This is a genomic window from Protofrankia sp. Cj5, assembly GCF_917627405.1.
Classification (GTDB): Bacteria; Actinomycetota; Actinomycetes; order Frankiales; family Frankiaceae; genus Protofrankia.
Window position 1 is genome coordinate 1 of sequence record NZ_CAKJTO010000083.1, and the last position, 23214, is coordinate 23214.

General features: G+C 70.5%; 16 protein-coding genes. 7 read left to right on the forward strand and 9 right to left on the reverse strand.

The features are described from left to right. Positions 1-2605: ABC transporter ATP-binding protein (locus MJ777_RS16840; protein WP_239377107.1), on the reverse strand; the 2605-nt coding region annotated here is incomplete at its 3' end. Positions 2606-2719: 114 nt separating this feature from the next. Continuing rightward, complete coding sequence (locus MJ777_RS16845; protein ID WP_239309354.1) at positions 2720-3358, reverse strand: hypothetical protein; 639 nt, start codon at positions 3356-3358, stop codon at positions 2720-2722. 229 nt (positions 3359-3587) lie between these two features. On the opposite strand from MJ777_RS16845, the gene MJ777_RS16850 reads away from it, so the two are divergent. Beyond that, positions 3588-6164: an ATP-binding protein gene (locus tag MJ777_RS16850; protein WP_239309353.1), complete on the forward strand. Its 2577-nt coding sequence runs from the start codon at positions 3588-3590 to the stop codon at positions 6162-6164. A gap of 119 nt (positions 6165-6283) precedes the next feature. Here the strand turns inward: MJ777_RS16850 and MJ777_RS16855 are convergent, their stop codons facing one another. Together MJ777_RS16855 and MJ777_RS16860 are read right to left on the reverse strand one after the other, a co-directional pair. Further along, the gene (locus tag MJ777_RS16855; RefSeq protein WP_239309352.1) at positions 6284-7165 is read right to left on the reverse strand and encodes an acyl-CoA thioesterase II; all 882 of its coding nucleotides are present in this window, start codon (positions 7163-7165) and stop codon (positions 6284-6286) included. Between the two features lie 10 nt (positions 7166-7175). Further along, entirely contained in the window at positions 7176-8048 is an 873-nt protein-coding gene (locus MJ777_RS16860; protein WP_239377108.1) for a FadR/GntR family transcriptional regulator, read from the reverse strand. Between the two features lie 412 nt (positions 8049-8460). Here MJ777_RS16860 and MJ777_RS16865 point away from each other — a divergent pair, with 412 nt between their 5' ends. The 3 genes from MJ777_RS16865 (at position 8461) to MJ777_RS16875 (ending at position 15340) form a co-directional block, all read left to right on the forward strand. Further along, complete coding sequence (locus tag MJ777_RS16865) at positions 8461-11058, forward strand: carboxylate--amine ligase/circularly permuted type 2 ATP-grasp protein (RefSeq protein WP_239309350.1); 2598 nt, start codon at positions 8461-8463, stop codon at positions 11056-11058. Positions 11059-11300: 242 nt separating this feature from the next. Then, positions 11301-13085 (forward strand): N-acetylglutaminylglutamine amidotransferase, encoded by a 1785-nt coding sequence (locus MJ777_RS16870; protein ID WP_239377109.1) that lies wholly within the window; start codon positions 11301-11303, stop codon positions 13083-13085. Continuing rightward, complete coding sequence (locus MJ777_RS16875; protein WP_239377110.1) at positions 13085-15340, forward strand: prolyl oligopeptidase family serine peptidase; 2256 nt, start codon at positions 13085-13087, stop codon at positions 15338-15340. The genes MJ777_RS16870 and MJ777_RS16875 overlap by 1 nt, the downstream gene beginning before the upstream one ends. On the opposite strand, the gene MJ777_RS16880 is transcribed toward MJ777_RS16875, so the two are convergent. The 4 genes from MJ777_RS16880 to MJ777_RS16895 all read right to left on the reverse strand — a co-directional run bounded on the left by MJ777_RS16880 (position 15280) and on the right by MJ777_RS16895 (position 17462). Then, positions 15280-15804, reverse strand: coding sequence for a VOC family protein (locus MJ777_RS16880; RefSeq protein ID WP_239309347.1), 525 nt, complete (start codon positions 15802-15804; stop codon positions 15280-15282). The two genes, MJ777_RS16875 and MJ777_RS16880, sit on opposite strands and share 61 nt — an antisense overlap. A 229-nt stretch (positions 15805-16033) precedes the next feature. After that, positions 16034-16384: a type II toxin-antitoxin system PemK/MazF family toxin gene (locus MJ777_RS16885; RefSeq protein ID WP_239309346.1), complete on the reverse strand. Its 351-nt coding sequence runs from the start codon at positions 16382-16384 to the stop codon at positions 16034-16036. Continuing rightward, a complete protein-coding gene (locus tag MJ777_RS16890; protein ID WP_239309345.1) occupies positions 16372-16641 on the reverse strand; it encodes a hypothetical protein in 270 nt (89 codons plus the stop codon). Before MJ777_RS16890 ends, MJ777_RS16885 begins: the two co-directional genes overlap by 13 nt. Positions 16642-16784: 143 nt before the next feature. Continuing rightward, positions 16785-17462: a uracil-DNA glycosylase gene (locus MJ777_RS16895; protein WP_239377111.1), complete on the reverse strand. Its 678-nt coding sequence runs from the start codon at positions 17460-17462 to the stop codon at positions 16785-16787. Between the two features lie 129 nt (positions 17463-17591). Between MJ777_RS16895 and fdhD the strand changes: the two genes are divergently transcribed. The 3 genes from fdhD to MJ777_RS16910 all read left to right on the forward strand — a co-directional run bounded on the left by fdhD (position 17592) and on the right by MJ777_RS16910 (position 22268). Next, positions 17592-18563, forward strand: coding sequence for a formate dehydrogenase accessory sulfurtransferase FdhD (gene fdhD / locus MJ777_RS16900; protein ID WP_239309357.1), 972 nt, complete (start codon positions 17592-17594; stop codon positions 18561-18563). Positions 18564-18593: 30 nt separating this feature from the next. Continuing rightward, positions 18594-20903 carry an FdhF/YdeP family oxidoreductase gene (locus MJ777_RS16905; protein ID WP_239377112.1) on the forward strand — a complete coding sequence of 770 codons (2310 nt, stop codon included), beginning with the start codon at positions 18594-18596 and terminating at the stop codon, positions 20901-20903. A gap of 126 nt (positions 20904-21029) precedes the next feature. Then, positions 21030-22268: a glycosyltransferase gene (locus tag MJ777_RS16910; RefSeq protein ID WP_370652745.1), complete on the forward strand. Its 1239-nt coding sequence runs from the start codon at positions 21030-21032 to the stop codon at positions 22266-22268. 158 nt (positions 22269-22426) lie between these two features. On the opposite strand, the gene MJ777_RS16915 is transcribed toward MJ777_RS16910, so the two are convergent. Then, a partial coding sequence (locus tag MJ777_RS16915) for an ABC transporter permease (RefSeq protein WP_370652746.1) occupies positions 22427-23214 on the reverse strand: 788 nt, incomplete at its 5' end.

Consider the following 23214-nt stretch of genomic DNA (forward strand, 5'->3'; position numbering starts at 1 on the left):
GCTCGGGCCGGCGTGCGTGCGCAGCCGCCACGGCGACCGGCGCCGGGGTGGCGCGGGGACTCCCGGTATCGATGACTGCCGCGCTCTGTGCGCTGGCGGTGACCACCGCATGGCGCGGTCGGGGGAGTGTCCGGACGCCGCCGGCGCGGGCGATGGCTGGCGGGGCAGCCGCCGGCACGCGCTGCGGCCGGTCACCGCGGAAAGGCCCGTCGTGGACCAGGCGTCCCCCGTCCAGGACGATCGTTCTCTCGATCACATCGGCTAGGCCGTCGAAGTCGTGGGATATCACGACCAACGTCAAGCCGGTGCGGACGCGAAGGTCCGCGAGCACCTTGATGAGGGTTCGCCGTGACGGGATGTCCAGCCCCGCCAGCGGCTCATCGAGGATCATCAGGCGGGGCTGGCGGGCGATCAGCCCGGCGAGCGCGGCGCGGCGCAGCTGGCCGCCGGAGAGGTTCTCCACCCGCCGGTCCCGGAACACCGCGGGATCCAGGCCGACGGCGGCCAGCGCGTCGTCGGCGGCGGCCGCGCTCACCCCGGCGGCGGCACGCACATCAGCACCTACGGTGGGTGCCAGCAGCTGGAGCCGGGAGTGCTGCACGGCCAGTCCGATCTCGCCGGGACAGGCGGTCAGCGGTCGGCCGGACATGTGGGCATCGCCTTCGGAGGGGCTGAGCAGACCGGCGAGGACGGCCGCGAGCGTCGACTTCCCCGATCCGTTACGGCCGTTGATCACGATTGATTCACCGATGCCGAGCTGGAAGGACACGTCGGTCAGCGCCCGGTGCGCCCATGGTGATCGAGGGGAGTAGATCTGCCCGACACCGTTGAGGCAGACCAGCGGTGACGCCTCGGCGTGCTGGCACGGGCCTGCGGGTGGGCCTGGGCGCGGATCCGGGCGGGGATCGACAGACACGCAGGTGGTCGGGCCGGCTGCCGCGCCGTCCGCCGGTGTCATCCGGCCGCTGTCGAGAGTGATGCGGCGGTGTGCGCGCATCGCCTCGGCGCGGCGGTGGGTCACGTGCACGACCGTGACCCCCTCTTCGCCGGGAAGCCGCGCCAGCAGCTCGGTGAGCTGCTGGCGGCCGTCGGCGTCCACCATGGCGGTGGACTCGTCGGACACGAGCAGCCGTGGCGCCCGCGCGAGCGCCGCGGCGACCGCCAGCCGCTGTAGCTGCCCGCCGGACAGCGTCGCGGTTTCGTGGTCGGCGAGTTGGGCGAGCCCGACCTTCGCCAGCAGAGCCTCGACGTCGACCGTCCGGCCACCCTCCGGCAGGCCCCACACGATGTCGTCGCGGACCCGCACACCCAGTACCTGCGACTCCGGCCGCTGGAAAATCATGGAAGTGCCGCCGGGCCGGCCGAGCGCGCAGTCACCGGGCCGTAGCACCTGTCCGTCGGTGGGACTCCAGCCACCGATGATCCGGGCGAGCGTGGACTTCCCGGACCCGTTGCTGCCCAGGATCGCCACGAACTCCGCTGGCCGGATGGTGAGCGACACATCGTGGACGGCGTCCCGCGCGGCCCCCGGGTAGCGGTACGTCACCGATTCGAGCCGCACGGGAAGAGGCCGCGGCTGCGTATCAGGCTGTGGCCGCGAGTGTGGCCCCGAGTGCGGCTGTGGGCATGGCTGTGGGCATGGCTGTGGGCATGGCTGTGCGTGCGGTCGCGGATGGTGCGGACTGCCCGCCGTCCTGCGCCTGGGTATCCACCCCGGCGGGTTCGGCTGGTCGGTCCGGGCGGATGGTGCGCTGGCGGCGAGGTGGCGCAGTACCGGCCGGATGACCACTCCGGCGGCGAGCACGTTCACCGCCGTGTTCGCCAGCAGCGTGATCGGTAGCAGCGCCCACCAGTGCGTCGTGCCCCACCGGACAACCCAGTCCGCCGCCGCCAGCCCGGGGTTGTCCGGTGTGATCCCGAGCCGCGCGATGCTGCTCCGGGCGCCGTCCCAACTGTTGATGATCTCGGCGAGCAACAGCCCGCGCAGCTGGGTGAGAACGCCGAACAGCGCGTCCATGACAAGCGCGACCGGCACCCACAGTGTGCCGACGGTCACCGCTGCCGTGCGCAGGAGACCCCACCGCCGACGGTGGGCCGTGCCGAGCACGGTGCCGTTCATCATGCAGGAGGTGATGGTGATCGCGAACCCGGTGCCGCCGAGGAGAACGGCCACCGCCATGGCCGTGAATATCGCCGTGCTGGCCGTGCGCAGCCGCCAGCGCGCGGCCAGCACCGCCGCCGGGACCGCCGCGGGGATCGTCAGCACCCAACCGAGCGGAAGGAAGCGCGCGACCAGGCAGATAGCGATCACCAGGTCGACGAGGACGGCCGCTTCGACGATTTCCGGCGCGCGCAGGTGACGCCCGGCCGAGAGCACACCGGGTGCCTCCGCCCGCCCGGCGAGACCGGTGAGACCGGTGAGGCTGGTGAGGCCGGCGGGTGCGGAGCCGGCGGAGGGCATGTCGGACGGCACGGTCGGCGTCAGTCCCCGGCCCTGGTCATGACCGGCCTGGTCGAGAAACCGGCCACCGCCGGCAACGCGCTGGCAGGTCCGGACCGAGGCTGTCTCGTGTTCGGTTCCCGTTTCCGCAGGGTCACTTACCACTCCCCGTCGCCGCCACATCGGACATCCAACTGTCGCATGGCGGCGGCGCGCTGTCCGAGTTGCCTCCGCCGATCACATCATGGCCACAGAAGATTATTTATGGCGGCGGGCCGGTCAGCCCAGCGGGCGGAAGGAAGCCGGCTGGATGGCGGGCGGCTCCGTGGTGTAAGCGGCGAGTGTGCGGGCCAGGTCGGTGGGGTCGATACCGATGGCATGCATGTTGCGGGCGAGGTCGCCCATGACGGACAGCGCGTGGTGCAACAGCACCTCGGCGATACCGGGAGGCTGGCAGATCGCCAGCCGGAACGCGTGCGCGGCGTCGCTGTCTCCGGTCAGCGCGGCCAGCGCGCCGACGCGGACCCGCTGGCTCAGTGATTCCCAGACGCCTTCGCAATGAGGTGCCTCGGCACTGCGCCACACTCCGCGGTAGGTCAACGACCGGATGACCGTGTGTGGCTGTTCACCGGTCCGTAGGTGCAGCGTTACCGCCCACATCGCCAACAGCCAGCTCAGCGAGCGCAGCAGCCGGGTGGAGTCGGCGGCGAGCCGGCCGGCCAGCGCTTCTTCCGCCGCACGCCGTGTGGATGCGTCCGCCCAGGCCTGGACTAGGCGTTCAGCCTCCACGATATCCGCGATGTCCAGCTCGGGCGTACATGGTCGAGCAACCGCGGCGGCCCGGTGGGACGCGGTGTCGACCAGTGCGAGCGCGCCGGCATCGTGCAGTGTCTGCCAGGCAAGTCCTGCTTGCGGCATGCCCGCTACGGTAATCGTCCGTTCGTCGTCTGAGTCCCGCTATAGCGCAGATCACTAGCCTCTTCCATCGCATTGCCCTGTTCGCTGGTTGCTCTTCCGGAGGGTGACGAGTGTTCGTGGACCGTTCCTTATGTCTTGTTTTGTGATTTTGTTGTTGTTCGTCGTAAACGAATGTTTGCTTTCTGTATGCGTTCGGCGTGCCTCGCGGCGGACGCGCGGATGGCGCAGGATGGGTGCCGTGACTCGGGGAACGTTGCGTGTCTACCTCGGTGCGGCACCTGGCGTGGGTAAGACCTACGCCGCGCTGGATGAGGCCCACCGGCGTCACGACCGGGGCACCGACGTGGTCGTCGGCTTCGTGGAGACCCACGGCCGGCCGAAGACGGCCGCGCTGCTGGAAGGCCTGGAGGTCGTCCCGCGAAAGGAGATCTCCTATCGGGGCGCGGTGTTCACCGAGATGGACCTCGGCGCGGTGCTCGCCCGCAAGCCCGCGGTCGCCGTCGTCGACGAGCTCGCCCACACGAACGTCCCCGGCAGCCGCAACACCAAGCGCTGGCAGGACGTCCGCGAGCTCCTTGACGCCGGTGTCGACGTCATCTCCAATGTCAACGTCCAGCACCTGGAGTCACTCAACGACGTGGTCGAGAGGATCACGGGGGTGCCGCAGCGGGAGACCGTGCCCGATGACGTCGTCCGTGAGGCCGACCAGGTCGAGGTGGTCGACATGGCTCCGGAGGCGCTTCGCCGGCGGATGGCGCACGGCAACATCTACGCTCCGGAGAAGGTCGACGCGGCGCTGTCGAACTATTTCCGGATCGGCAACCTGACCGCGTTACGTGAGATTGCACTGCTGTGGGTAGCCGACAAGGTGGACGAGCAGCTCGACCGGTACCGCGCGGAGCACGGCATCGCCGGTACCTGGGAAACCCGTGAACGGGTGGTGGTCGCGCTCACCGGTGGCCCCGAGGGGGACACCCTGATCCGCCGGGCCGTCCGGATCGCTGACCGCAGCAAGGGCTCCGACCTGCTTGCCGTGCACGTCGCCCGGTCCGACGGTCTCACCGGCGCGAACCCACAGGCCCTCGCGCGACAGCGGGCGCTGGTGGAAAGCCTTGGCGGCAGTTATCACCACGTCATCGGCGAGAACGTCCCGACCGCGCTGCTCGACTTCGCCCGCGCGGAGAACGCGACGCAGCTGGTGCTCGGCGCCAGCCGGCGTGGCTGGCTCGCGCAGATGTTCAGTCCGGGCATCGGCGTCACCACGACCAAGCTGTCCGGATCGATCGACGTCCACATGGTCACCCACGAGGAGATCGGTCGAGGCTGGCGGTTGCCGCGGTTCGCGCACGGCCTGACGCCGCGCCGCCGGTTGATCGCGGCCGCGCTGGTGGCCGGCCTGCTCCCGCTGCTCACCGTCGTACTGGCGAACTCCCGTGGTTCGCTCAACCTCACCACCGACGCTCTCACCTATCTGCTCGCCGTGGTGGTCGTCGCGCTGGTCGGTGGGTTCTGGCCGGCGCTGCTCGCCGCGGTCGCGAGCTCGCTGATGCTGAACTACTACTTCACCCCGCCGCTGCGCCACTGGACGATCGCGGAACGCAACAATGCCTTTGCGCTCGTCGCCTTCATCCTTGTGGGAATCATGGTCAGCCGGGTTGTCGATCTTGCCGCGCGCCGGTACGCCCAGGCGGCGCGGGCCTCAGCCGAGGCCGCGACGCTGTCCGTGCTCGCCGGCAGCGTCCTGCGCGGCGAGGACGCGCTGCCGGCCCTGCTCTCGCGGGCGCGCGAGACGTTCGGCATGATGGCCGCCACCCTGCTGGAACGATCCGAGCAGCGCTCCGGCGCGGGCCGTGACGGCGGGAGCGTGCGCGGATGGCGGGTCGTGCACAGCATCGGGACCGACCCGTGCACCCGGCCCGAGGACGGTGACGTGGACGTCCCCATTGGGGACAACCTCGCGCTGGTGCTGCGTGGACGTCCGCTGCCCGCCGCGGACCGCCGGATACTCGCCGCATTCGCGGCCCAGGCCGCGCTCGCGCTCGAACAGCGCCGCCTCACCGAAGCCGCGGCCGAGGCCGGCCCTCTGGCCGAAACCGACCGGATACGCACGGCGCTGCTCGCCGCGGTCAGCCATGATCTGCGCACACCGCTGGCCTCGGCCAAGGCCGCCATCACCGGGCTGCGCGGCGGGGACGTCGCCTGGACCCGGGACGAACAGGCGGAACTGCTCGCGACCGCCGACGAGTCCATGGACAAGCTCACCCGGCTCGTCGACAACCTGCTCGACATGAGCCGGTTGCAGGCCGGCGCGCTCAGTGTCTTCCCCCGGCCGGTCGGTGTCGACGGCGTCATCCCGCACGCTCTCGACGAACTCGGCCCGCCCGCCCGGAACGTGGAGATCCAGATGCCCGAGGAGCTGCCCGACATCCACGCGGACCCCGCCCTCGTCGAGCGTGTGCTGGTCAACCTCGTCTCGAACGCGCTCCGGTACTCCCCCACGGGGACCCGTCCAGTCATCACCGCGAGTGCTCTCGACGATCGGGTCGAGATCCGCGTTATCGACCGCGGGCCAGGCATCCCGGCGGAGAACCGCGACCGGGTCTTCCAGCCTTTCCAGCGTCTCGGCGACCGGGACAACACCACCGGTGTCGGCTTGGGCCTGGCATTGTCCCGCGGTCTGGCCGAGGCCATGGGAGGTTCGCTGAGTACCGACGACACCCCCGGCGGCGGGCTCACGATGGTGCTGTCCCTGCCGGCCGCGTGGTCCGTCCGGCAGCCGGTCCCTGCCCGCGCCGCCGACGACTGAACGGCCCAGCCTTTGGTCGGGAGCCGGCCCGTCCTGCCGGCCGGCAGCGCGGAGAACGAAGAAACGCGAAACGCTGGAAACGCGCATGCGCAGAGAACACGATGGAAAAGAAGGGCGCGTCAGGGCCGCTGCCGCATCAGTCCCTCCTGCGCGACGGAAACGACAAGCCGGCCGTCGGCGGTGTATATCTCCCCGCGGGTGAAGCCGCGTTCCCCGTACGCCGACGGGCTGTCCTGAATGTAGAGCAGCCATTCGTCCGCGCGGAACGGGCGGTGGAACCACATCGCGTGGTCCAGGCTCGCCAGCGAGATCCGCGGCCCTTCCGGTGTCCGGTGCGGGAGCACAGTCGTCGTGATCAGATGGAGGTCGGAGGCGTACGTGACCGCGCATGCGTGGTAGAGCGGGTCGTCGGGCAGCGGCCCGCGGGCGCGGAACCATCGCCGCTGGTGGGGCGCATGCGGATCCCCGAGATGGGAGACGACCGGCGGCTGGACGGAGCCGTCCGGCGCGCTGCTCGCGATGGGCAGGACGTCCAGGTAGCGCCGGAAGAACGGCTCGACCCCCCGGCCGTCGGAGAACACATCGTCGGATGGTGCGGCTGGGCCACCGGGCGGCGGCAGCGGCGGCATCACCGGCATCGCCGCCTGGTGTTCGAGACCCTCCGCCGTGTGGTGGAACGACGCGGACATGTTGAAGATGGCCTTGCCGTGCTGGATGGCGACCACACGCCGGGTCGTGAAGGAACGCCCGTCACGAATCGGGTCGACCTCATAGATGATCGGCGCCGCGGGATCACCCGGTAGCAGGAAGTAGGCGTGCAGCGAATGCACCGGGCGATCAGCGGCAACGGTCTGACCAGCGGCGATCAGTGCCTGTGCCGCGACATGGCCGCCGAACACCCTGGTCGGTGCGGTGTGCCAGGACCAGCCGCGGAAGATGTTGGTTTCAATGCGGTCGAGGTTGAGGACCTCGGCCAGCGAGTCGGTCTCGGCGCGGGTCACCTGATCGACATTACCTACCCGGCGCCGGGACCCCTCCCAACAGGTCGATGACTGTGGCCTGGTCGTGCCCGGCGAAGGGGTCCGCCGCCAGCAGATGGCGACGCCACAGGTCCTCGGCCGCGCTCGCTTCGCCCGCTTCTATCAGCGTCACCAGCTGGTGGTGCGGGTGGTGATGCTCGCCGTCGGTGGCTGGCTCCGCCGGTCCGCTGCCGGGGATCAGGCCGCTGCCATCCACCAGGCTGACGATATGGCGCAGCATGCCGGCGAGGACGATCAGGGTCTGGTTGCCGGCGAGCTCCACCAGCAGGCGGCGGAAGTCCGCGCTCGCGGCCTGTAGCTGACCGGGGCTGTTGCCGGCGGCCTCGACCGAGGCGAGGGCCGCCCGCAGCGCTACAAGATCGTCATCGGTGTGGCGTTCGGCGACCTGGCGGGCACAGGGTGGCTCAATGAGGGCTCTGGCCTGGTGGATGTCGGCGAGGGTCGTGCCGCGGTGCTCCAGGACCAGCGCCGCGTAGCGGGCGGCCACGTCGCCATTGGGCGTGTGGACGCGGGCCCCGCCATGCGCCCCGCGCCGTACGCTGATCAGCGCTTCGGACTCCAAGACCCGGAACGCCTCGCGCAGCGTGGGACGGGAGACGCCGAACTGTTCCATCAGCACGGCTTCCGGGGGAAGCGCATCGCCCTCGACCAGCTCGTTGCGCACTATCTGGCGCCGCAGATGCGCGGCGACCAGCTCGGCGGTCTTGGGTACGCGTACCTGTCTGCCGATGCGGCTCTCGCTGATCATCGCCGCGCCCGGGCCGGCGGCGTCCGCCGGCTTCGCGGACGCGGAGATGGCGACCGGTCCGGCCGTTGCGATGTCGGTCGCGTTCAGTAACGCCATGATGATCGGCCCTCCAGACACATCCAGCTGTGGGCGGACGGGGCATATTCCCGTGGTCGCACGTCAGCACCCTTCGTTTGAAGATCATACTCTTGGCGTTGGCGATGTCACCAGAAGTGCTGGCGAGGTTGCATTGTGACATTACAAGTCACTGAAGTGCACGAGGGGTGGCAGGATGACCGCGAAGTGGCGGAGTTTGGTGGCTGATTATTATCGATAAGTGCCGATAGTTACCGCGATGTCAGCGCGCCTCGGGCTGGCCGGGCGGCCGTCCGCGGCCTCGCCAGGCCACCCCGGCGCTCGGCGCGCCCGCTGGCATGTCCGCGGCAATGCCGGAAAACGTGCCCGTTCTCAACGGCCGGGCGCTCTTATGGCGTGCTTCTGTAGCCAAATGGCCGTAGCGTCGTCAGCCATGAGCGACGACCGAATTGCGGCTGTCGGCGTCGAGGAGGAGTTTCACATCCTCGATCTCGCGTCCCGCCAGCTCGTACCGCGGGCCAGCGCGATCCTTGACCGCCTTCCGGCCGATCGCTTTGCCGCGGAGCTGTTGAAGTCCGTGGTCGAAACCAACAGCCGTCCCTGTACCGATCTTGCTGACCTGCGGGCCGACCTGCTGGACCTGCGGCGTGAGCTCGCCTCGGTCGCCGAGCCGCTCGGCCTCGGTCCCGCGGCCGCGGGAACTGTCCCGCTGGTCGATCCGGGCGTGCTGGAGATCAGTCGCGACCCGCGTTATGAACAGATGCTCGCCGATTATCAGCTGCTGGCCAGGGAACAGCTGATCTGTGGCGCTCAGGTGCATGTGGACGTCGCGGACCGTGATCTCGCCATGGCGGTGGTCGCCTGGATCGCGCCGTGGCTGCCGATGCTGCTGGCGCTGTCGGCAAGCTCCCCCTACTGGAAGGGCGTTGACAGCGGGTATGCGAGCGTACGCACCCTGGTCTGGCAGCGGTGGCCGACCGCTGGCGTCGCCGGTTCGTTCAGCACCGCGGCCGAATACGATCAGCTGGTCGCCGATTTGATCAAATCGGGGGTGATCAGCGATTCGGGCATGGTCTACTTCGACGTCCGCCCATCCGCCCACCTGCCCACGGTCGAACTGCGCATCTGCGACGCATGCCCGGACGTCGACAACGTCATTCTCATCGCGGGCCTGTTCCGCGCGCTCGTCCGCCGGGCGATCCTGGCGATCGGGATCGGTGTGCCGGCACCGCCGCCGCGTACCGAGCTGCTGCGGGCGGCCACCTGGCGGGCGGCGCGATCCGGGATCGAGGGCGACCTGGTCGATGTGGCCGGGGCGGCTCCGGTACCGGCATATGATCTTTTGTGGCGGCTCATCCATGAGGTGCGGAACGAGCTTGAGCATGCCGGTGACTGGGAGCTGGTGACCGATCTCGCCCAGCAGGTGATCGGGCGTGGCAGTGCCGCGGCCCGGCAGCGGCGGGCCTTCGCCCGGCGCGGGCGGCTCAGCGACGTTGTAGATCTTGTCCTGGCTGAGACGCGCGACGCGCCGCTCGCGGTGCCGGGGCAGGTGCCGGGCCGTGCCCCCGGTACGGCGGTACAGCCCGGCACCGCGGGTCAGGCCAGCCTGCTCAGCGGGTACCACCCCGACGGTTACGACGAGGTGGTCGACACCGGCGGCGCGGTCCGCGCTCCGTACCGGGCCGTGATGCGGACCCTGGAGCGCCTCGGGCCGGCGATGCTGGCCGAGCTTGTTGAGGCCCGTGGCGTCGAGCAGGTCCTGCGCGGGGTGGTGTTCCGGGTGGCCGGAGATGACGCGGCGCGACCATTCCCTTTCGACCTGGTGCCACGCATCGTCGACGAAGCGGACTGGTCGCGGCTGCGGGCCGGCCTGGCGCAGCGTGTCAGGGCGCTTGAGGCCTTCCTGCACGATGCCTATGGCGAGCAGGCCGCGGTAGGCGACGGTGTGCTCCCGGCCTGGGCGGTACACAACGCGCCCGGTATGCGGGCCGCTGGCTTCGCCGTGCCCGCGAACGCTATCCGGGCCACCGTCACCGGCATCGACCTGGTCCGTGATGCCAACGGGAACTGGTTCGTCCTGGAGGACAACCTGCGGGTGCCCTCCGGCGTCGCCTACGCCATCGAAGGCCGGCGGCTGACCGGTTCCATACTGCCCGATCTGATCCCGCCAGGCGGGATTGCCGGGCTCGACGGTGTGCCCGCGCTGCTGCACGAGGCGCTTGTCGCGGCGGCCCCCATCCGGGCGGCGGGGGAGCCGGCGATCGCGGTGCTCACCGACGGGTCGGACAACTCGGCCCACTTCGAGCACGCCCTGTTGGCGGAGGAGATGGGGGTCGCGCTTGTCGAACCGGCCGACCTCACCGTCGGGGACGGCGCCTCGGGCACGGTGGTCCACCGCCTCGACCGGGGCCGCCGACGCCGCGTCGACGTGCTGTACCGGCGCTTCGACGAGGACGAACTCGCCACGGCCGTGGCCGCCGATGGCCTGCCGCTCGGCCCAGCGCTGATCGCGGCGGTGCGCGCGGGGACGCTCAGCCTCGCGAACGCGCCGGGTAACGGAGTTGCCGATGACAAGGTGCTCTACGCCTACGTACCGCGCCTGATCAAATACTACCTGGGTGAGCAGCCCGTACTCGACGACGTCACGACCTACGTCTGCGGTGATCCCGAGCAGTGTGCGTACGTGCTCGATCATCTCGACGAGTTGGTGATCAAGCCGGCTGAGGGCTACGGCGGGGACGGCGTGCTGATCGGTCCGCGGGCGGACACCGCTGAGCTCGCGGCCGCCCGCCAGCGGATCATCGCTGATCCGCGCCGCTGGATCGGCCAGGAGCTGGTGCGGCTGTCGACCCATCCGACCTGGCATGATGGCCGTCTCCAGCCATGCTCGGTCGACCTGCGGGCTTTTGTCTACCTCGGAGCGGAAGCGGTGGTCGTGCCGGCCGCGCTGACCAGGGTCGCTCCGGTTGGCAGCCTGATCGTCAACTCGTCCCGCGGCGGCGGCTCCAAGGACACCTGGCTGCCGCATTAGGGCGTCCCTGGTGCTGGGCGCGCTACGTGGCCGCCGCCGGAGCTAAGGCCCGCGGCAGGTCATTACTGTTCGTAATGGTGACGTCATCTTCTGGAAACGACGGGCGCCGATGGTGGTAGCCACGCCGTCGAGCGGCCTGGGATCTGGGGCCTGGGGCCTGGGCCGCCGGTGGCACGGCAGGCGGATGATCGCGCCACCGTTGGCCCACCGCGGAACCGATGAAACGACCGACAGGAGCGAGCATGTGCGGTCTGAGCGGGGAACTGCGGTTCGACGGTGCCGCGGCCGATGTGGACGCGGTGGCGAGGATGGCTGACCGGATGCGGCCGCGCGGCCCGGACGCCAGCGGCGTGTGGGCGTCCGGGCCGGTCGCGTTCGGCCATCGCCGCCTGAAGATCATTGATCTGTCGGAGCGTGGTTCGCAGCCGATGATCGATAGCGAGCTCGGCCTCACGACCGTCTTCAACGGCTGTATCTACAACTACCGCGAACTTCGCGGCGAGCTTGCCGTCCAGGGCTATCGTTTCTTCTCGGCCTCCGACACCGAGGTGATCGGTAAGGCCTATCACCGCTGGGGTGTCCGGTGTGTGGACCACTTCGTCGGGATGTTCGCCTTTGCCATCCACGAGCGCGACACCGGGCGGCTCGTCCTCGGCCGTGACCGGCTGGGGATCAAGCCGCTCTACGTGACGGCGGACACCACCCGCGTCCGCTTCGCCTCGACGTTGCCCGCGCTGCTCGCGAGCGGCGGGATCAGCGGCGATATCGATCTGGTCGCGTTGCACCACTACCTGTCCTTCCACTCGGTCGTGCCGGCGCCGCGCACGATCCTCGCCGCCGTGCGCAAGCTGCCGGCGGCCACCGTGAGGATCATCGATGCGGACGGCTCGAGCGTCGACGAGCTGTACTGGCATCCGAGTTTCGCCCGTGACCCGGCGTACGAGGGCTGGTCGGCGGCGGACTGGCGGGACGCGATCGGTGAGCGGCTGCGCACCGCGGTGCGCCGGCGGATGGTCGCCGACGTCGGGGTCGGGGTGCTGCTGTCCGGGGGGCTTGACTCCAGTCTGATCGTGGCGCTGCTCGCGGAGGCCGGGCAGGAGAACCTCGCGACGTTCAGCGTCGGATTCGAGGCGGCCGGCGGCGAGTCCGGGGACGAGTTCAGCTACTCCGACGTCATCGCGAGCCACTTCGGTACCGATCATCACCAGATCCGGGTCGCTGGTAACCGGCTGCTGCCCGCGATCGAGTCGACGGTCGAGGCGATGAGCGAGCCGATGGTCAGCCATGACTGCGTCGCCTTCCAGCTGCTGTCGCAGGAGGTCTCCCGCCATCTGAAGGTCGTCCAGTCCGGGCAGGGCGCGGACGAGGTGTTTGCCGGCTACTCCTGGTACCCGCCGCTGGCTGGCGTCGAACGCGGCGAGGCGGTCGAGGACTATCTGCGGGTGTTCGCGGACCGGCCGCACGGCGCGCTCGAGGCCATGGTCGAGCCGGACTACCTCCTTGACACCGATGTCAGCCGGGCATTTGTCGCCACCCACTTCGCCGAGCCCGGCGCGTCGACCGCTGTGGACGCGGCACTGCGCATCGACTCGACGGTCATGCTGGTGGAAGACCCGGTCAAGCGGGTCGACAACATGACCATGGCCGCCGGTCTGGAGGCGCGTACCCCGTTCCTCGACCATGAGCTCGTCGAGCTCGCGGCGGCCTGCCCGCCCAAGCTGAAACTCGCCGCGGGCGGCAAGGGAGTGCTCAAGGCGGTCGGCCGGCCGATCATGCCGGTTGAGGTCATCGACCGGCCCAAGGGCTACTTCCCGGTCCCGGCGATCCGGCACCTGTCCGGTTCCTATCTGGACCTGGTCCGGGAATCGCTCAGTGACCCGGTCGCCAAGGCCCGCGGCCTGTTCCGCGCCGAGTGGGTCGAGGCCATGCTGGCCGCGCCGAACGACAACCGGACCACTCTCGGCGCGAACGCGCTCTGGCAGGCCGCGCTGTTGGAGATGTGGCTGCAGACCCAGGGGGTGGCATGATGACGGACTGGTTCCCGGCCGAGCCACGGCCGTTCGACGTAGCCGGCACCGGCGCCAGCGCCAGTCCCGGCCCCGGTGATCTTGTGGATGACTGGGTGGCGGCGGCGAGCTGTTCGTCGCCGAGCCTGGGGCCCGCGGGCATGATCGCCTATGTCAGCGACCGGGACGGCACCCCGCGGCTATGGTTGCGCGACGCGACCGGCAGGCAGCAGCCGCTGGACACCGGCGCCGGACATGTCCGGTCGGTGCTCTGGTCGCCGGATGGCGGGTGGATCGCTGTCGTGGTGGCGCCCGGCGGCGGCGAGCACACCGAGGTCCGGGTCGTCCGTCCCGATGGCAGTGGGCTGCGTCGCCTCGCTGGCGGCTGGCATCCCGCCGTAAGCCCCCATGCGTCCACCGGCTCGGAGGCCGGTACGGCGAGCGCCGCCGGGCTCGGCCGGTGGACACCGGACGGCACCGCGCTCGCGATCTGCGAGTCCGTCCGGTCGGGCATGACCCACGCCCTGCTTGTCGACCCCGTAACGGGGCGGCGCGAGCACCTGGCCGCGGGCCAGGCGCTCGCCATCTGCGACATCGACGGCGACACCGCGACCGGGTACCGGCTGCTGCTCCGGGACGGCCCGCGAGGGGTCCGCCGGCTCATCCTCGTCGACTGCGTCACCGGGCGCTGCCACCCGCTGTTGGACGGAGCCGGCACGGTCGGGCTCGGCCGGTTCGGCCCGGCGGGCGTGGCCGCGGGCGCCGGGAAGCTCGTCTACCTGCTCTCCGATGCCGGTCGCGAACGTGCCGCGCTGCTGGCGGTAACCCTCGCGGACGACGGGACCCAACGGGCCACCGAGGTCGTGGCAGCCCGCGATGACGCCGACCTGGAACGGTTCGCGCTGCTTCCCGATGGTGTGCCCAACGCCGCCGCGCCCGGCGTGTGCAGGGGACGGCCGGTCGCGGTGCTGGCGTGGAACGTGGACGGGCGGACCGTCCTGGACCTGGTCGATCTGGGCTCGGGCAGCCGGCTGGGCCTCCCGCCTCTGCCGAGGGACGTCGCGGGCAGCCTGCTCGTCCGTGACGGGGGCCGTGGTCTGCTGCTGGCCCTGGTCGGTTCGACCGTCCCTGGCGAGTTGTGGACCTACGATTTCGGGGCGGACGCGACCGGTTACCGATGTATGGTCTCTGACGCCCCCACCGCCTTCCCCGCGCCCGCGCTCGCCTCCGTCGCCGATCTGGACGGCAACGCGGACCCCGCCGCCGGGGCGGCTGCCGAGGCGGTGCTGCCTCCCCCGGCCCGTTCCCGGACCAGGCTGGTCCGCCCGGTACCGCACCGGTTGCGCGCGCACGACGGGCTGGAGCTGTCCGGCTGGCTGTACCGCCCGCAGGGCGAGCTCGGCCCCTATCCCACCCTGCTGTTCTTCCACGGTGGGCCCGAGGCGCAGGAACGTCCCACCTTCACCCCGCTGTTCCAGGCACTGGTCACCCGCGGGATCGCCGTGTTCGCCCCGAATGTGCGCGGGTCGGCGGGCTACGGCCGTTCCTTCGCGGGCGCCGACGACCACGGCCGTCGCTTCGACGGGATCGCCGACGTCGCTTCCTGCGTGAAATATCTGGTCGAGGCGGGTATTGCCGACAGTGGGCGGGTCGGCGTCGCGGGCCGTTCCTACGGGGGATACCTGACGCTCGCCGCGCTGGTCACCTACCCGGAGCTGTTCCGCGTGGGGGTCGACATCTGCGGGATGGTGGATTTCGCCACGTTCTTCGCGCACACCGAACCGTGGATCGCCGGCCCCGCGGTGACCAAGTACGGCGACCCCGTGCGTGATGCCGTGCTGCTGTGGGAGCTTTCCCCGCTGCGCCGGATGGATCGCCTGGCCGCGCCGCTGCTGGTCGTGCACGGCGCTAACGACACCAACGTCCCGGTGATCGAAGCCGAGCAGACCGTCGCCGCGGCGACGGCGCGGGGGGTGGACTGCCGGTTCCTGCTCTTCGAGGGCGAGGGACACGAGATCATGGGTCTTGGCAACCGCACGGTGTTTGTCCGGGAGGCCGTTGAATGGGTGAGCCGTCACCTGCTGGCACCCGGTCAGACCCAGACCCAGACCCAGACCCAGACACAGGAACAGACACAGACGCGAGGCGGCGAGCCGTCGGTTCCCCGGCAGCTTCATGGCTCGCGGTCACCGGATCCGCAGCTGCCGGCTCCGGCTCAGACGGTGACTCCGATGGGGATGGAGACGCCCAGACCGCCACGCGTGTCCGCACCGTAGCGTGCCTTCTCCGTGGCGAGGTCAAGCGGCCGGATGCTGGTCTTGGCCGTGACCGCTGCCCCGTCGAGCAGGTGCGCGGGGACCAGCCAGACGACCTCGAACTCCAGACCGTCCGGATCGTGTGCGTACAGGCTCTTGGTCGTGCCGTGGTCGGACGCGCCGACCAGCGCACCGGCCTCGGCGAGCCGGTGCGCGGTCGCCTCGAGCTCGGCGAGGGTGCCGATCTCCCACGCGATGTGGTACATGCCCACGGTCGAACGCCCTGCCTGCGACGCGCCGGCGGCCGCGCCGATCTGGAACACGCCGATGTCGTGGTCGTTGGTGGAGTCCGGCGCCCGCAGGAACGCGGCCTTCCCGGGCAGCACTAGCAGGCTCTCGAAATCGAGGACATCGGTGTAGAAGGCAGCCGTGCGCGCGACGTCCCGGACATAGAGGACGACGTGGTTGAGACGGTGGATACCCATGATCTTCTCCTGGTGCCCCTCGGCGCTGGCCGGTGCGGTGCTGTTGAGCCTTCAACTATCTCCACGGTACTCCGTGCCGCCCGCGCGCAGATCAAACAGGCGTTCGCCAGCCGCGCACCTGAGCAACCAGGACGGAAGCGGCCTCGGCGTCGCGGTTCTCCCCGACGCGGACGCGGGCGGCGAGGCCGAACCCGGAACAGCTCGCACTCGCCAACGCCCCGGGAACGTCTCAAAGATCGAGGAAGTAGCGCAGGACCTTGCGAACGGCCGCGAGGTCCTCGGCGCTCGTGGTCCCGAGCCGCCGCACCAGCCTGGAGGTGTCGATGGCCCGGGTGTCCTCCGGGCGCGCGAAGCTCGGCCTGCTCAGCCCGGTCGCCGGCCCGGCGAGGCGGGGCTGGGTCACCAGATGGCGGTCGGTCCCGGTGAGCGGGACGACGATGGCCATGCCGATGGGGAGGCTGTGCAACCCGTCGGCCGAGACGACCACGACCGGGCGCCGTCCGCCCTGTTCATGGCCGACCACGGGGTCGAGAGTGGCGAGCCAGATCTCTCCGGTGCGGACCGCCGTCACTCCCACCATCCGGGTGCGTCGTGCAGCGCGAGCGCGTCGGAGTCGGTGCCGCGTTGCCAGGCGCCCGACTCGGCCCGGTCGCGCTCCCACTCCGCCGGGTCGGCGGCGCGGAGCTCGTCGAGCTGCACGCGGGCACGCGCGAAGAAGGCCTCACGTTCGAGCCGGTCCGCGACCTCGGCGAGCATGCGGCCCATCGTGGTCCCGCGGTCGCTGGCGAGGGAGGCCAGCCGGTCCCGGACGGCCGTATCAACCTTGATTGTTGTCATGGCCATACCATCTAGTCTACCGATCGGTAGACGGTCCAGTCGCCCCGGACAGGAACATTCGCCGTGCTGTGCACGGCTTCCCGTGAGCCGCGATGTCCACCCGGGGTGCGGGGGCCAGGGCGTGCCCGTGGAAGGCCATCCGGTTATGGGAGGCGCCAGTCGACGGGCTGAGCTCCCTGGCGGAGCAGGAGGTCGTTGGCCCGGCTGAACGGCCGGGATCCGAAGAAGCCGCGGTCGGCGGAGCGAGGCGAGGGGTGGGCGGACTCGATCGTGGGGACGCCGTCGAGGAAGGGTTTCAGGCCACGCGCGTCCGCGCCCCACAGGATCGCGACGAGGGGCTTGCCCCGGCCGGCCAGTGCCCGGATCGCCTGCTCGGTGACCTCCTCCCAGCCCTTGCCCCGGTGCGAGCCGGGCTGCCGGGGCGCCGTTGTCAGGGCTCTGTTCAGCAGTAGTACGCCTTGCCGCGTCCATGGCGTCAGGTCGCCGTTCGCGGGCCTGGGCACGTCGACGTCCGCGCACAGCTCCTGGAAGATGTTCTCCAGGCTGCCGGGGAGCCTGCGCACGTCGGGCGCGACCGCGAAGCTGTACCCGATGGCCATCCCCGGGGCCGGGTAGGGATCCTGCCCGACGATCAGTACCCGCACCTCGTCGAAGGGCTGTTGGAAGGCCCGTAGGACGTTTGGGCCGGCGGGAAGGTAGGTGCGTCCCGCCGCGATCTCCGCGCGCAGGAAGTCCCCCATGGCTGTGATCCGCTCGGCCACCGGCTCCAGGGCCCGTGCCCAGCCTGGCTCGACGAGTTCCCGCAACGGTTGCGCTGGCATGGCCGATCACCCTACCGGGCGGCGCCGACACCCCGAGCCGACGAGTGGTCCTGGCCCGCTCCCGGTAGAAGGGTGCGCGCGGGGTCCGGCTACTGGCCACAGCGGGACGCGTGGGGCAGTGTGGTCGGTGTGGGACGGGTGACGGCACGCAGACGGGTCGTGCGGATCTCAGCTGACGGTGAGCGAGGGACGCGGGCCGACAGCCTGGCCGGTGAGGAGCCGCTGGAGCTGCGGGTGGGCGGTAGGCCGTTGGCCGTCACCATGCGCACGCCCGGACACGACGTCGACCTGGCCCTCGGTTTTCTCGTCGGCGAGGGGATCATCGGCGGCGGGGCGGATGTCACAGCGATGCGTTACTGTGTTGGTGCACGTAGTGATGTCATCGGCGGCGACCCCTCCGGCGCTCACCAGGCCCCCGAGAGGCAGGTCCCGGAGAGCCAGGCTGGTGGCGGCCAGACCTACAACGTGCTCGATATCACTCTGGCCCCGGCTGTCGCGTTGCCGGACGTCAGTATCGAACGCGCCTTCTACACCAGCAGCTCCTGCGGGCTGTGTGGGAGGACCAGCATCGACGGGGTCCGGATGCGCAGCCGGTACACGGTGGCCGATGACCCGCTGGTACTGCGTCCGGACGTGCTGCTCGTGCTGCCCGACCGGCTGCGCGCCGAGCAGAAGGTCTTTGCCGTCACCGGTGGGCTGCACGCGGCCGCGATCGCCGACGCCGACGGGAACCTGTTGGTGGTCCGGGAGGACGTGGGCCGGCACAACGCGGTCGACAAGGCCATCGGCTGGGCGGTACGTGACGGTCAGCTGCCGTTGCGCGAGCGGGTTCTGGTGGTCAGCGGCCGCGCGTCGTTCGAGCTTGCCCAGAAGGCGCTGCTGGCTGGGATACCCGCGCTCGTCGCGGTGTCCGCGCCGTCGTCGCTCGCGGCTGAGCTGGCCGAGGAGAGCGGGATGACGCTGGTCGGGTTCGTCCGCGGTGACTCGATGAACGTCTACACCGGCGCGCATCGCATCGCCGGCCCGCTGGCTGACAGCGCCGCCTCGACGAGCGGCGGCGCCTCGACCACCAACGGCGCGACCAACAGCGGTACGCGATGAGCCGCGGTTCAGCGGGAGAGGACTCCGACGATGGTACGTGACGCCCCACGAGAGGACCCCGGCGAGGACGGGATCATCGTCGGCGCTCCCGCGCCGTCGGCCGCCGGCATACCCGGCGTGCTGCATGCGATGGCGCACGTCCGTGACCAGTTGGGGGTCCGCCGTGGAGCCCGCTCGCTGCTCGCGCTGAACCAGGTCAACGGTTTCGACTGCCCCGGATGCGCCTGGCCGGAGGCCGCCCCCGGCCACCGGCACACGGCCGAGTTCTGCGAGAACGGTGCCAAGGCCGTCGCCGAGGAGGCGACCCTGCGGCGGATCACCCCCGCCTTCTTCGCCGAGCACTCCGTCGATGAGCTCGCCGCCCGCAGCGGCTACTGGCTGGGTCAGCAGGGCCGCCTCACCGAGCCGATGTACAAGGCGGCGGGGGATGCCCACTACCTTCCGGTGAGCTGGGATGACGCGTTCGCGATCGTCGCCGACGAGCTGCGGGCGCTCGACAGCCCCGATGAAGCCGCCTTCTACACATCCGGGCGGACCAGTAACGAGGCCGCCTTCACCTACCAGCTTTTCGTCCGGGCGTTTGGCACGAACAACCTGCCGGACTGCTCGAACATGTGCCACGAGTCGTCCGGAGCGGCGCTGACCGAGACGATCGGCGTGGGCAAGGGCAGCGTGAGCCTCGACGATTTCGCCAAAGCCGATCTGATTTTTGTTGTGGGGCAGAACCCGGGCACGAACCATCCGCGGATGCTCACCGCGCTGGAGGCGGCGAAACGCGCGGGCACACGCATCGTCGCGGTCAACCCGCTGCCCGAGGCGGGTCTGCTGCGCTTCCGCAACCCGCAGCGCCCCAGTGGTGCCCTCGGCGCCGGGATCGTGCTGGCCGATCGGTTTCTGCGGATCCGGATCGGTGGTGACCTGGCCCTGTTCCAAGCGATCAACGCTCGGTTGCTGGCCGCGGAGGAGGCGCGACCAGGCCGGGTGCTCGACCGGGCGTTCATCGACGCCCACACCGACGGTTTCACCGAGATGGCCGCGTGGCTGCGCAAGCTGTCCGCGGCCGACGTGCGGGCCGCCACGGGCCTCGCCGACGCCGAGATCGACCAGGTCGTGCGGCTGGTGCTGGACTCGGAGAAGATCATTGTCTGCTGGGCGATGGGGCTCACCCAGCACCGCGACTCCGTCCCCACGATCCGGGAGATCGTCAACTTCCTGCTGCTGCGTGGCAACATCGGCCGTCCCGGCGCTGGGGTGTGCCCGGTGCGCGGGCACAGCAACGTCCAGGGCGACCGGACCATGGGCATCTGGGAGAAGCCACCGCCGGTCTTTCTCGACCGGCTGGCCGCGGAGTTCGGTTTCGGCCCCCCGCGCGCGCCCGGCCTCGACGTGGTCGACACGGTGCGGGCGATGCGGGACGGCCGGGTGAAGGTGTTCACCGCGCTCGGCGGGAACTTCGTCGCGGCCACCCCGGACAGCTCGGTCACCGAGGCCGCGATGCGGCGGTTGCGCCTGAGCGTCCAGGTGTCGACGAAGCTGAACCGCTCGCACGCCGTCACCGGTCAGCGGGCGCTCATCCTGCCGGCCCTCGGCCGCACCGAGATCGACGTGCAGGCCGGTGGGCCGCAGTTCGTCACGGTTGAGGACTCGATGAGCGCGGTGCACGCCTCCCGGGGGAACCTCGCGCCGGCCTCGGCGTCGCTGCGTTCGGAAATGGCGATCATCTGTGGGCTGGCTCGGGCGACGCTGGGCGAGCGTGTCGCCGTCGACTGGGAGGGGCTCGCCGCTGACTACGGCCGCGTCCGCGCGCATATCGGCCGGGTCGTTCCCGGCTGTGCGGACTTCGAGGTGAAGGCCGCGCGGCCCGGTGGGTTCGTCCTGCCGCACCCGCCGCGTGATTCCCGGACCTTCCCGACCGTGACCGGACGGGCCCGGTTCACCGTCAACACCCTGGACGTGCTGCGCGTCCCAGCCGGCCGGCTGCTGTTGCAGACGGTCCGTTCGCACGACCAGTTCAACACCACGATCTACGGGCTGGACGACCGGTACCGCGGCGTCCGCCACGGCCGCCGGGTCGTGTTCGTCAACCCCGACGACCTCGCCGCGCTGGCCATTGCTGACGGTGACCAGGTCGACCTGGTCAGCGAGTGGGTGGACGGAGTGGCCCGGCGCGCGCCGGACTTCCGGGTGGTGGCGTACCCGACCGCGGCTGGCTGCGCCGCCGCCTATTTCCCGGAGACGAATGTGCTGGTGCCCTTGGACAGCACCGCCAGAGTCAGCAACACTCCCACGTCCAAGTCCATCGTGATTCGCCTGGAACCCGCTATTTCCCGGCGGCAGTGATAATTTCCGAATTCGGTGACATGGTGGGGAGAATGCCGATTCTTCCGGGCGGGGAGCGGCGGTATTGTCGTCTCAGTCCGGCGCTGCTGACCGGCGGAGCGGGCGCAATCTGCGAGGCTGGCTTACGTGATAACGTTGGCAGCTTGCGCGCTTTGTTCTCTTTTGGTTTGGTTGGTGCTGCTGGGTGGCCATGGAATGTTCTGGTGCACCGACACGCGCCTTGACGCGCACGATTCCCGGGCACGAGGCGGAGCGGAGCCGCCGGGGGGCTGGCCCGCGGTCACCGTGATCGTGCCCGCCCGGGACGAGGCCGAGATGCTTCCGCACAGCCTGCCGTCCCTGCTTGGTCAGCGTTACCCGGGTCCGCTGCGGGTCGTGCTCGTCGACGACGCCAGCGATGACGGCACCGCTGATGTTGCCCGTGACCTTGGCCGGCAGGCCGCCGGCGGGGTGGAGCTGACGGTCATCACCAGCCAGCCGCGGCCGGCTGGCTGGGTCGGCAAGGTATGGGCGCTGGAACAGGGGCTGCGCGCTGTGCCAGCGGATGTGAACTGGCTGCTGTTCACCGACGCGGACATCGCTCACGGGCCGGATTCGGTCCTCCGGCTGGTCGGCCACGCCACCACGTACGGGCTTGACCTCACGTCGCTGATGGCGGTGCTACGCACCCAGAACCGCTGGGAAAGGATCATCGTCCCGGCGTTTGTCTATTTCTTCGCCCAGCTCTATCCGTTCCGTCGAGCCAACCGGCCGGGCGCGAGGACGTCGGCCGCCGCTGGCGGGTGTGTGCTCATGCGCCGGGCCGCGCTGGAACGCGCCGGTGGGCTGGCCGCCATCTCCGGCGCGGTGATCGACGACTGCTCGCTGGCCAGAGCGGTCAAGCGGGCCGGCGGCCGGACCTGGTTGGGGCTCGCTGACCACGGCCCCTGCGGTGTGCGCAGCGTCCGGCCCTACCCGCGGCTTGCGGACCTGTGGAAGATGGTTGCCCGCAGCGCGTACACCCAGCTGCGCCATTCCCCCATGCTGCTTGCGGCCACGGTCACCGGGCTCGTGCTGGCCTACCTCGTCCCACCACTGGCGGCCGTGGCCGGTCTGGCTGAGCTGGCCACCGGTGCCGGCGGCGTTGCCGCGGCTGTCGCCGGTGCCGCCGGGCTCGGCGCCTGGGTGCTGATGACGGTGACCTACCTCCCGATGATCCGGTACTACCGCCAGCCCATGCCCGTCGTCCTGACCCTCCCCGCGGTCGCGGCCCTTTATATGATCATGACCGTGGACTCGGCTCGGGCGCACCACCGGGGCCGGGGCGCGGCCTGGAAGGGCCGCGCCTACTCGGCACCGGACTCCGACAGCGTCGCGGGGACCTGAGGCCTGGGTAATCGGCGGGGCCAGGGCATCGATCCGCGCGATCGAACATCCATCAGACACGCCCCGGAGAGCGTGTTTGAGATCAGGCTTTCAATCAGTGAGCCGCGGCCAGGGGGCAGCTGGACGCGGTGAGCCGGAATGACGATCTCAAACGCGCTCTAACTGCCGGTGCTGCGGTAGTGGCGGATGCCGGCCCGCCAGGCCCAGGCCGCACCGGCCACGGCGAGCGCCGCCACCACCGGGGCCAGGAAACGCGCGGCGGTCGGCAGCCCGAGGGGATCGGGCCGGGCCAGGACGTACAGCGCGGGCTGCCAGTTCACGAACGCCACCGGCACGACGAAGGTCAGCAGGACCAGCAGGTGCCTGCTGTAGATCGTCATCGGATACTGGGTGGCAAGGCCCGCGCCCTGACGGGCGGCGGCCACGGCCATGGAGGCGTCCGGCGCGACGAACAGCCACGCACAGCCAGTGACGATCAACGAGCCGGCGATCAGCGCGCCGCCGGCGACCATCAGCGGGATCAGGATGATCCGCCCGGGGGTCCAGCGGAGGTCGAGAGCCGCGAGCGACAGCGCGAGCACAGCGGCGGGCTGGGCCAGCCGGCCGACCCGTTGTGGCGAGAACTCGCTGGTCGCCGCCTGCACCAGCGGCGATACCGGACGGGTGAGGACGGCGTCCATTTTCCCGTCCCGGATCTGCCAGCCGATCCGGTCGAGCTGGCCGAGCACGCATTCGGCCAACGCGAACGCGGTCGCGGACGTCGCGTAGAGGAAGGCGACCTCGGCGAGAGCGAAATCCCGCAGGTGGGCCACGTTGGCAAAGACGATCCCGATCGCGGCGAAGTCCAGGGCGGTCGCGAGCGTCTCGGCCATCGTCAGCAGGACCAGCGACGTCCGGTACTGCCACGCCGAGCGGAACGCCACGCCGACAAACAGCACGTAGTGCC